Genomic DNA, 10,366 nt, shown 5'->3' with positions numbered 1-10,366 from the left:
ATTCCAATTAAGTGAGGTAAAAGTAAGTGTGGCAGCGTCAGTAGTTGTTTGAGAAGTGTTACCAATGGCAAGAGTAACATTGCCTGTTGGTTGTGATGTTAAAACTGCTGTGTAATTACCCGTTGCACCGCCTTCTGTAGCTGGGGTAGCAGTGGGAGTGATTGTGACTCCGGCAATGTCGTTATCAGTAATGGTTCGCGAAGCGGTATTGTTGGGGGCAGCGGCGAGGTTGTAAGCTGCACCGTCTATGAGGGTGATAGTAACGGTTTCATTGGGATCGACAATGGCATCGTCGGTGGGAACGACGTTAATAGTGGCAGTGGTTTGTCCGGCTGGGATGGTGACGGTTCCCGATAAGGTGGTGTAGTCAGTGCCATTGGTTGCGGTTCCCCCTACTGTGTAAGCAACTGTAAAACCATCCGGTGCAATATCGTTGAGGGTGATGGTAAAAGTGCCGCTTGCGCCACCTTCTGCGGGAGTAATGCCTGCGGCGATGCTGACAATGGGGGCGTTTTCGTAGTAGCTCGTGTTGCCGTCATTAGCCCCAACAAAGGCATCTAAATCGCCGTCGCCGTCAATATCGACAAAGGTGGGAGAGGCGACCAACCCCACATTGGTGAGGTTGAAGAGGTTAGTTTGGGGGGCGGCAAAGACTGGGGCGCTAGCGGTGCCGGTATTCTGGTAGTAGCGCGTGTTGCCGTCCACTGCTCCAACAAAGGCATCTAAATCGCCGTCGCCGTCAATATCGACAAAGGTGGGGGAGGCGAAACTCCCTACATCGGTGAGGTTGAAGGGGTTAGTTTGGGGGGCGGCAAAGACTGGGGCGCTAGCGGTGCCGGTATTCTGGTAGTAGCGCGTGTTGCCGTCCACTGCCCCAACAAAGGCATCTAAATCGCCGTCGCCGTCAATATCGACAAAGGTGGGGGAGGCGAAACTCCCTACATCGGTGAGGTTGAAGGGGTTAGTTTGGGGGGCGGCAAAGACTGGGGCGCTAGCGGTGCCGGTATTCCGGTAGTAGAAAGTGTTGCCGTCCTTTGCCCCAACGAAGGCATCTAAATCGCCGTCGCCGTCAATATCGACAAAGGTGGGGGAGGCAGAATACCCCACATCGGTGAGGTTGAAGGGGTTAGTTTGGGGGGCGGCAAAGACTGGGGCGCTAGCGGTGCCGGTATTCTGGTAGTAGCGCGTGTTGCCGTCCCGTGCCCCAACGAAGGCATCTAAATCGCCGTCGCTGTCAATATCGACAAAGGTGGGGGAGGCGTAAGTCCCCACAGCGGTGAGGTTGAAGGGGTTTGTTTGGGGGGCGGCAAAAGTTTTGGGTATGTTATCGGCGATTCGCAGTACGGCAGTTTTAGTCTTCGTTAGGTTGTATCCTGTGCCAGCAGTGAGGGTGATTTGTACGGTTTCGCTGGGATCGCTGACGTTATCTAAGAGGGGAATGACGTTAATATTGGCTGTGGTTTGCCCTGTGAGGATGGTGACGCTACCCGATAAGGCGGTGTAGTCGCTGCCCGGTGTGGCTTTACCGCTGACGGTGTAGTTGATGGTGGTGTTGGCGGTGGCGGCGGCTGAGAGGGTGACGACGAAGTTGCCGTTGACGGGGGCAGTGGGTTCGGCTTCGCTGGGTGTAGTGCCGGGGGCAATGCTGACACCGGGAAGCAAATCTTGGTAGTAGTAAGTGTTGCCGTCCCGTGCCCCAACGAAGGCATCTAAATCGCCGTCGCCGTCAATATCGACAAAGGTGGGGGAGGCGTAACTCCCCACATCGGTGAGGTTGAAGGGGTTATTTTGGGGGGCGGCAAAGGCTGGGGTGCTAGCGTTGCCGGTATTCTGGTAGTAGAAAGTGTCGCCGTTACTTCTCCCAACAAAGGCATCTAAATCGCCGTCGCCGTCAATATCGACAAAGGTGGGGGAGGCGTTATTCCCCACATCGGTGAGGTTGAAGGGGTTTGTTTGGGGGGCGGCAAAGACTGGGGCGCTAGCGGTGCCGGTATTCCGGTAGTAGTAAGTGTTGCCGTCATTACTCCCAACGAAGGCATCTAAATCGCCGTCGCCGTCAATATCGACAAAGGTGGGGGAGGCAGTATACCCCACATCGGTGAGGTTGAAGGGGTTAATTTGGGGGGCGGCAAAGGCTGGGGCGCTAGCGGTGCCGGTATTCCGGTAGTAGCGCGTGTTGCCGTCAAGTTCCCCAACGAAGGCATCTAAATCGCCGTCGCCGTCAATATCGACTAAGGTGGGGGAGGCGTAATTCCCCACATCGGTGAGGTTGAAGGGGATAGTTTGGGGGGCGGCAAAGACTGGGGCGCTAGCGGTGCCGGTATTCCGGTAGTAGAAAGTGTTGCCGTCACCTGACCCAACGAAGGCATCTAAATCGCCGTCGCCGTCAATATCGACTAAGGTGGGAGAGGCGTAAGTCCCCACAGCGGTGAGGTTGAAGGGGTTTGTTTGGGGGGCGGCAAAGGCGGGCATAGTTTTTTAATGGGTAGGGGGTCAGGGGGATTTGGGCTATTACCCTGAGTTTTGGATACTTTCAGAGCGGCTTGATTTTAGGCTGTTTGAATTTTTGGTGCGGCTATTCCCGCAGGGGGATGACATTTTTTTTATATTGTTCTATGATAGAAGGTTAACTTTAAATGTGTCAACCCCTAGCTCGGTTTGGTTTTGAAAACCGAGCTAGGGGTAAGGGTTAAGGAGAGGCATCGCGCCCAAGTGAAGTAATACTTTAGCTGTTTGAAGCTTTAGTAAAACCGAGAGACTTCTGTAACAGTTTAACGGCGATGCGCGAAGAGCCGATTCCCGTTAAATAGGGGCGCAGATGCCGATTAAGGAAGGAGAGCATTGGCTCGTTGTCTGCCGCCACTGAAAAAGTGCAATTCTCTATCTCACTGTCGATTTGCAGTTTAATTGATGCGGCTAACAAGGATATTCCTCGACCTAATTTTTGATACTTTTTTCGCACCAATAAGCTGGAGTAGCGAATAGTATTTGGGGCGACGCGGTGGGTGATCATCCAGCCGATGACTTCTCCATTATGGCACAATCCTAAACTATTGAGCGGTTCGATTCTGGATTCGTCGCTAAAGGGATTCAATGGGTTGGGATATTCCCCTTGTTGGAGAATGGCTTGGCGCTCCTGGGCGGTGATTTTGCTCCAGGGAAAAACGGTAAATGAATCGGGTAAGGGGTATTTGTGCAGCCAAGGGGCTTCGGCAATTTTTTTGGTTGTGGTTTGGGCTAATAAAAAAGTGGTTTCAGGGGGGAGCCAGCCCCTGTTTTTTAATAGGGGTTCGAGGGCTAGTGCTGTTAATTCACTGCTTTTGTAGGAGATTTCGACTCGCTGACAACCGACTTTTTTCAGTTCTTTTTCCAAATTCCCGATCAGGGTTGTGCCGATGTTTTGATGGCGATGGTTGGGAACGACGTAGCAGGAGATGATGCTGGCAGATAAGGAGGGCGGGTTCTGGGATTCGGGAAGGATTTCTGCGATCGCCATTCCTACCATTTGATGGGAAATGGCGGCGGAAATTCCTATAAGTTCGCCCTGTTTAGTTCGGGTTTGCCAGCGTTTTTGCAGGCTGGGAAAGGTGAAGGCATCGTAGGCGGAAATATTGTCGGCTGTGAGATTGTAAACAGCTTGGTATTTGACGGGATAGCGCGTTTCTTCTGGTTGACGCGGTGGGTTTAACAAGGTTGGTTTTCCAGAAGTCAGGCTTTCAAGGGCTGTTCTCACTTCGGCATTGTCGGGTTTGAGGCGCAGCGCTTCTCTCAAATAACCTTCAGCGATGGCAGTTTCTTGGCGCGAGGCGTGCAATTTTCCGAGGTTGAGATAGGCGAGATAGAAATTCGGATTGAGTTGTACTGTTTCCTCATATCCAGCTTTGGCTGCGGCGATATTCCCTTGCAATAGGTAAGCGCTGGCGAGATTGCAGCGGGTGGCTGCTAGATTGGGATTAATCTCGATGGCGCGTTGCAGCAGGGCGATCGCTTCTGGGATTTTTCCTTGTAATTGCAGGAGATTTCCTAAGTTATTGTAGGCTGGGATATAGTTGCGATCGAGGGAAATGGCTTCTTGAAAATATGCGGCTGCTTCTGCCAATTTTCCTTGTTTTTGTAAGTCCCTGCCGCGCTCGAAAGCTGCGGCTGCGGTTTCTAATTTTTCTGTGCTAACCACGGCAGGCACGAGGGATTCGCTGACTTTGACAGATGTTTCGGGGGGTTGATGAATGCCGGGTCTGATTGATATAATACTAGAACCTGGGAAAGTAACTAAACGTTCGATTTCGTCGCTTTGAAATCCTAATGCCATTGGCTGCCGCACTCCGGGCAATACAGCAATGTCAAATAATTCTTTGACGACTTCTTCAAATATCAGCGAGTGGATGATATTGCCTGTGTTTAAATCCACTACCATCAATCCGCATTGAGGTTGTTGCTGTTGGGCGGATAAGCGATCGCTTAATGCCAATCCTTGAAAATTTTCATGTCTGGGTTTGGAGAGTCCGACGATCGCATAGTTGTTATGAAATGCCAACCCTCTCACGAAACCGGGGCAGAAGGCGATCGCCTGAAATTGTCCATTTTCTACATAGCCTAATTCGCCAGTACCGGAGTTGAGTACCCACAGTTTATTCTGGTAAAATCGGGGCGAATGGGGCATGGTTAAGCCGCTACAAATGATTTCGTTAGAACGGATATCGATAATGCAGCCGCCGCCTTCTCGATGCGATCGCCAACCTGCGGGAATATCGGTTTGGGAACAAGCAGTAACGTAAGCGGGTTCGCCTTCTACCATTGCTAAACCGTTGAGGTGGCAACGATCCTCGGCGGCGAGGGAGGAAATAAACGGCGGTTGCCAGATGGGGCGAAAACTGTAGTCGCGATCGCGCGTTGCCAGACAACTAAATTGGGTATTGACAAATACCCAGTTTTGCGATTTATCTACGATGAGGTCGTGAGTATTGATATCACCGGTGGTGTAGCCGATGCGGGGAACGTAGAGTTTGTCGTACTCTAAATAATCGCCCACTTCCTCACGGCAAAGATTGTCAAATTGCCAGATTTGATAACAGGTACTCATCACGAGGCTTTCTGGGGTGGCAAATAGTCCCATCGGGCGATCGAATTCGCGATCGAAAACTGACAACCTGCCATCGGGTTTCAATCCGATCAGAAATAACCGATTGGTTTGATAGGTGGTGAAGGCGAGGCTGATTTTCTGTGCAGCCAGCCATTCATTCAAGCGTGTTAAGGCGGTAATCTGAACAATAGAACTCATAAATTGGCTTTGTAGTTAAAGATTTTTGGCTTTGCTTAATCAGGGTATGAAAAAGAACCAGGCAAAAATCCCGAAGCTTTGTGGAAAATGGTTTTTATGATTTGCATATTTAGCCGTTTATACCGTAAATCAGCAACGCCGATATAATTATCCCATTGCCTAGTTAGTATCCACCTTTTATTTGACGAATTTAGCTATGACAGAAACATCAAAATTTTATATTGTCAAACGTCCTGCGGGTAATTGCGAAATTTTGCCGTTGGCGGAGTCCTCGCAGACGATCGCGCAACTTGAAGAACAAAACCAGAGTATTATTGAAAAGTGGGGGCCTTACGATTCTGCCGAAGATGCCATCGCCCGCCGCATCGGATTAATTCGCGCCGGCAAATGCCAGCCGCAATGACGAATTACTATTACTTTCCTCCCCATCGCGAAAGCTAACGCGATATCAAATCTGTTAGCATCGGAATTATTCCTATCTCTCTTCTCATCATCTGCGTGAATCTGCGTTAATCCATTGTCATCTGCGGTTTACATTCTCTTTTTTTAACCGCAGATGAGGGCAGATTAACACAGATTAACGCAGATGAATTAGATCAATTTCGGTTGCACCGGACGAATTGCCAAAAACAGCGAAGCATTCGAGTTTAAAATCTGGGCTTTGAGCCGTAAATCTTCCCCCGAATGCTTTTGTTTGACTGAAACCCTACACAGGGTTTCTATTTAGATTTAGAAGGTGCCGCACTCGGTTTTGCTTGCGTTGCAGTCGGCTTAGGTGGCGCTGCATTCGGTTTCGACTCCGCCTTATTGTTCCCTGTTTTACCAGTAACTTGCTTTGTCAAAACTTCCATAGCTTTCGCGTACTGCGGATCGGCCGTCGTAGCAATTTTATCGCGATCGCGCCTCAATTCCTGTTTTTGAGCGTCGGTGAGTTCTACCTTAAAATCCGGTTCAATCCCGGCGTGGTTGATATCAGTACCGTTGGGAGTAAAATACTTGGCAATTGTCACCGCCAAACCGGCACCATTTCCCACGCCGCGTACTGATTGAACTAAACCTTTACCAAACGTCTTTGTTCCCACCAAAACCGCGCGTTTGTTGTCTTGCAAAGCACCGGATAGAATCTCGCTAGCACTTGCTGAACCGCCGTCTACCAGTACAACTAACGGTTTGTCTGAGATCGCTGCCTTGTTTGCGGTTTGTTTATCGGCTTCACCGACTCGATCGACCGTAGAGACGATCGTACCTTCTTTGAGCCACATCCGAGCAATTTCAATACTTCCGTACAGCAACCCGCCTGGATTGGAACGCAAGTCTAAAATATAGCCCGTCACCTTTTTCTGTTCCAAATCCTTAATTGCCGATCGCATTTCCGATGCAGCATTCGCACTGAACTGATTTAAGCGAATATAGCCGATTTCTCCGATGGGAGTTTTCTGCACCGACTTCCGCACTGGATGAATTTCAATTTTAGCGCGTTTCAGCTTAAATTCTAATTCCTTGCTTCCCCGCAAAATAGTCAGCGTCACCTCAGTATTCACCTGACCGCGAATCAAACTTACTGCTTGATTCGTATCCATGCCTTCTGTGCTCTTGCCGTCAATCTTAGTAATGATATCTTTTGCTAGAATCCCAGCAGTAAAAGCAGGGGTATCTTCGATCGGCGAAATCACCACCAACTTCTTAGTTTCCTCATCTTGAGTCAACTGAATCCCAACTCCTGTCAGTTCCCCAGAAGTTTCAACCTGCATATTTCTGAACTCTTGAGGGTCCATAAACCGCGTATAAGGATCGTCCAGCTTCTTCAGCATTTCCCGAATTGCTTTGTAAGCTTCCTCGTCGCTGGTATAAGTCCGGTTCAAATAATCATTCCGCACCGCTTTCCAGTCAACCTGGTTAAAAGTGCCATCCACATAACTTTTGTCAATAATCTGCCAAACTTCATCAACTAACTCTTTAGGGCTTCCCCGAAAAGAAGCCAGAGATTTAGAACTGCAACCAGTGTTCGCAAGAGTTACAGCAGTGAGTACCACTGCTGCTGCACTTAGAACAAGCCCTCGTTTTGTTATAACCATTTGTCTGACGCGCGGGAGGAAAAGAGTTCAGAATAATTACGCTCAATCTAACACAGGCAAGGCCGGCTCGCAGTTGACGTACATATATTATTCAACTTGGCCGAGTTCTATTCAGGGCGGGCTAGAAGCCCAACCCCTACTTCCCACAAGAAACTTGATGTTTTGTGGAACAGGCATCTTGCCTGTTCTTCGGGGGCTAAGGATCAACCCAGCGATCGTCCGATTTAATCAAGTCAATCAATTCTGCCACGCCTCGGTCTTCTGGCACTTTCTTAATTTCTTCCCGGCCCCGGTACAGCGAAATATAACCCGGTTGCTTCCCGACGTAGCCGTAATCAGCATCAGCCATTTCTCCCGGGCCATTGACAATACAGCCCATTACTGCTATGTCCAAACCCGTGAGATGCTTCGTCGCCTCTCTCACTTGGTGTAACACTTCCTCTAAATTAAACAAAGTGCGACCGCAGGAAGGACAAGCGACATACTCAACCATCGTTTTCCGCAGTCCCAAGGCTTGCAGAATGCTGTAGCAAACGGGAATCTCCTTTTCAGGGGCCTCTGTCAGGGAGACGCGGATGGTGTCACCGATACCGTCAGCTAACAAAGGTGCGAGGCCTGCGGTGGATTTGATGCGGCCGTATTCGCCGTCTCCTGCTTCGGTGACGCCCAAATGCAGCGGGTAATCCATGCCGAGTTCGTCCATCCGGTGCACCATCAAGCGGTAAGCAGCAACCATCACGGGCGCGCGGGAGGCTTTGAGGGAAATTACGATGTTTCGGAAGTCGAGGGATTCGCAAATTTTGATGAATTCCAGGGCCGATTCCACCATGCCTTCGGGGGTGTCGCCGTAGGTAAACAGCATCCGTTCGGCGAGGGAACCGTGATTGACGCCGATTCGCAAAGCTTTGCCTTGGTCGCGCAGGGAAATCACCAGAGGTTCCAGGGTTTCGCGGATTTTTTCGCCAATTTCGGCGAATTCGCTGTCGGTGTATTCGCTTCTGTCGGCTTTCGGCTTCTCGAACACGTAAAGTCCGGGATTGATTCTCACTTTGTCTACGTGTTTGGCGACTTCTAGGGCAATTTTCATGCCGTTGTGGTGGACATCGGCGACGAGGGGCACGGGTTGGTAGGTGGCGTGCAATTTTTGCTTGATTTCGGCTAATGCTTTAGCGTGGGCCATGCTGGGCACTGTAACGCGGACGATTTCGCAGCCTATCTCGTGCAAGCGCCGAATTCCTGCGACTGAACCGTCGATGTCGAGGGTGTCTTCGTTAATCATCGATTGTACGACGACGGGGTTGCCGCCGCCGATGGTGACGCTACCGACTTTGACTGGTCGGGTTTTGCGGCGTTTGATGGTGGTGTCGAAAATCGGTTGGCTAGATGCGCTTTTAGTTGGATTTGGTAGAGTTTGCATAAGTGATTGCTAGTGTTCTGTTACCAAGCTCTATAAAATTCTGTTTCCTATTTTTCAGGTTGCCATAGAAAGGGTCTGTTTGGACAAAGAGGTTTTGGGATTTAGGAATTGGGATAAAAATGCTCGCCTACCTCCCACTCACATGATGTCGGTTGGGTTCGTCGTGTTACGCAGGCATCACCGGGAACGCGAAGATAGGTTAATGAAGATTTTGGCTGCAATTTCTCGTTAGAATATAAGTTAGAATATGACAAAATTATATAAATACTTTGGAGTTTTCAGCAGTTATGCCAGATGAAACGATTAGGATTGTGACCAGCGATATTCCGGGCGAGTCGCCTCAAATTGAGCCGGATGTTCCCCTCAAATCTGAGCGGGGAGTAGACTACACTAAGTTGCGCGATTTACTGGCAACTCGAAAATGGAAAGAGGCGAATCGGGAAACGGAAATAAAAATGCGGGAAGCAGCGGGGGGTCCATATCTCGATCGATTCCCCTGTGAAGACTTACGAACTATTGACCAACTTTGGGTAAAATACAGTAACGGAAGTTTCGGCTTTTCGGTGCAGAAACGCATCTATGAAAGTCTGTGGGAGCGGAGGCATCCCACGGATGATGAGCAGGAAATTGAGGAAATTTTTGGCCAAGGATTAGGTTGGGTTTGGTGGCATCCTTGGTATGATGTTTGCACCTCCCGGGTCGAGGAGGGAACACCTCCGGAACACCTCCCGGACGCGGAAGGACACCTCCCAACATACTGCCGTAGCGGGACGGATAATTCAGCAAACGTTGATTGTCACAGGTTCCACACTCTACGGAAGCGCCTCGATACTTGTAGAGTTTAACATCTAAGCGTTTCAGGTTTTCATAAAGATTTATTACAAAGGCAAAAACCACGAAACCACGCCAGTTCTACGTTTCCGATACCTGGCACTGCTGACCGGACTCGGCTAAAATGCTACCAGCAACTTGTGGGTTGTAACAATTAGCGAAGATAAATTTTTCTGCCACCGCCAAAATTTCTGGGTCTTCCGCCTCCCACTCTCCCCAAGGCAAACTCATCTGTCCCGGTGAAGCCTTTTTCGACTTTCCCTTAACTTTCAACCCCACTAACAAACGACTTCCCCAATGATTTTTTGACTCAGGTTTCGGTTTTGGGCGATACTTCTTGCAAAATTTGCGGTAGGCTGCGGCACATTCATCTAAAGTTTTACCCAAAGCCAAAAACGCCGGATGCCATTGAGTAATCCCATCATCACTAAGCCTGTCGTGAATGCCATAATTGCTGAAATCATAAAAAAATCCTTGCTGCATTCCGGCCGCTTTCGGATTAGCATGAATGTAGCGCAAAGTATTTAAAGCTCTACGCTTGTCAGTATTAGCAAAACCTGTACTGTGATAGCGTTTTTCCCAGAAATGTCCTGTACGGTTGAGCATCCGGTTAAAACACATAGCAGTGTACCAATTTAACCAGTGCATAATTTTAGGTAAATCTTCCGGTAGAGTTGGTTCTAGGAGATACAGCGGATTCCAGGTTTATGAAGTACAGTAGCAGCAGCTTGTAAACCAGTTTTTAAAGTGCTTAATATTAACCAA

8 protein-coding genes are annotated in these 10,366 nt (G+C 49.4%); 3 read left to right on the top strand and 5 right to left on the bottom strand.

What is annotated here, in order from left to right; genetic code table 11:
• On the bottom strand, nucleotides 1-2,472 hold a 2,472-nt coding region (locus QUA42_RS27165; protein ID WP_333141738.1), incomplete at its 3' end, for an FG-GAP-like repeat-containing protein.
• A 253-nt stretch (nucleotides 2,473-2,725) separates the two neighbouring features.
• Nucleotides 2,726-5,278 carry a TIGR03032 family protein gene (locus QUA42_RS27160; RefSeq protein WP_333141736.1) on the bottom strand — a complete coding sequence of 851 codons (2,553 nt, stop codon included), beginning with the start codon at nucleotides 5,276-5,278 and terminating at the stop codon, nucleotides 2,726-2,728.
• 196 nt (nucleotides 5,279-5,474) lie between these two features.
• Between QUA42_RS27160 and QUA42_RS27155 the strand changes: the two genes are divergently transcribed.
• Nucleotides 5,475-5,681 (top strand): DDE transposase family protein, encoded by a 207-nt coding sequence (locus tag QUA42_RS27155; RefSeq protein ID WP_333141734.1) that lies wholly within the window; start codon nucleotides 5,475-5,477, stop codon nucleotides 5,679-5,681.
• Between the two features lie 316 nt (nucleotides 5,682-5,997).
• Here the strand turns inward: QUA42_RS27155 and ctpC are convergent, their stop codons facing one another.
• Nucleotides 5,998-7,353 carry a carboxyl-terminal processing protease CtpC gene (gene ctpC, locus QUA42_RS27150; protein ID WP_333141733.1) on the bottom strand — a complete coding sequence of 452 codons (1,356 nt, stop codon included), beginning with the start codon at nucleotides 7,351-7,353 and terminating at the stop codon, nucleotides 5,998-6,000.
• Nucleotides 7,354-7,549: 196 nt separating this feature from the next.
• Nucleotides 7,550-8,770 carry a (E)-4-hydroxy-3-methylbut-2-enyl-diphosphate synthase gene (ispG, locus tag QUA42_RS27145; RefSeq protein WP_333141731.1) on the bottom strand — a complete coding sequence of 407 codons (1,221 nt, stop codon included), beginning with the start codon at nucleotides 8,768-8,770 and terminating at the stop codon, nucleotides 7,550-7,552.
• 79 nt (nucleotides 8,771-8,849) lie between these two features.
• Between ispG and QUA42_RS27140 the strand changes: the two genes are divergently transcribed.
• Together QUA42_RS27140 and QUA42_RS27135 are read left to right on the top strand one after the other, a co-directional pair.
• Nucleotides 8,850-9,002 carry a hypothetical protein gene (locus QUA42_RS27140; RefSeq protein ID WP_333141729.1) on the top strand — a complete coding sequence of 51 codons (153 nt, stop codon included), beginning with the start codon at nucleotides 8,850-8,852 and terminating at the stop codon, nucleotides 9,000-9,002.
• 55 nt (nucleotides 9,003-9,057) lie between these two features.
• Nucleotides 9,058-9,615, top strand: a complete 558-nt coding sequence (locus QUA42_RS27135; protein ID WP_333141727.1) for a GUN4 domain-containing protein — start codon at nucleotides 9,058-9,060, stop codon at nucleotides 9,613-9,615.
• A 67-nt stretch (nucleotides 9,616-9,682) separates the two neighbouring features.
• Here the strand turns inward: QUA42_RS27135 and QUA42_RS27130 are convergent, their stop codons facing one another.
• Entirely contained in the window at nucleotides 9,683-10,249 is a 567-nt protein-coding gene (locus QUA42_RS27130; protein ID WP_333141725.1) for a transposase, read from the bottom strand.
• Nucleotides 10,250-10,366 lie beyond the last annotated feature (117 nt).

Origin of the sequence: Microcoleus sp. Pol11C2 (assembly GCF_036701505.1) — a bacterium.
Taxonomy (GTDB): Bacteria; Cyanobacteriota; Cyanobacteriia; order Cyanobacteriales; family Microcoleaceae; genus Microcoleus.
This window is presented reverse-complemented; position numbering and strand designations above follow the sequence as displayed.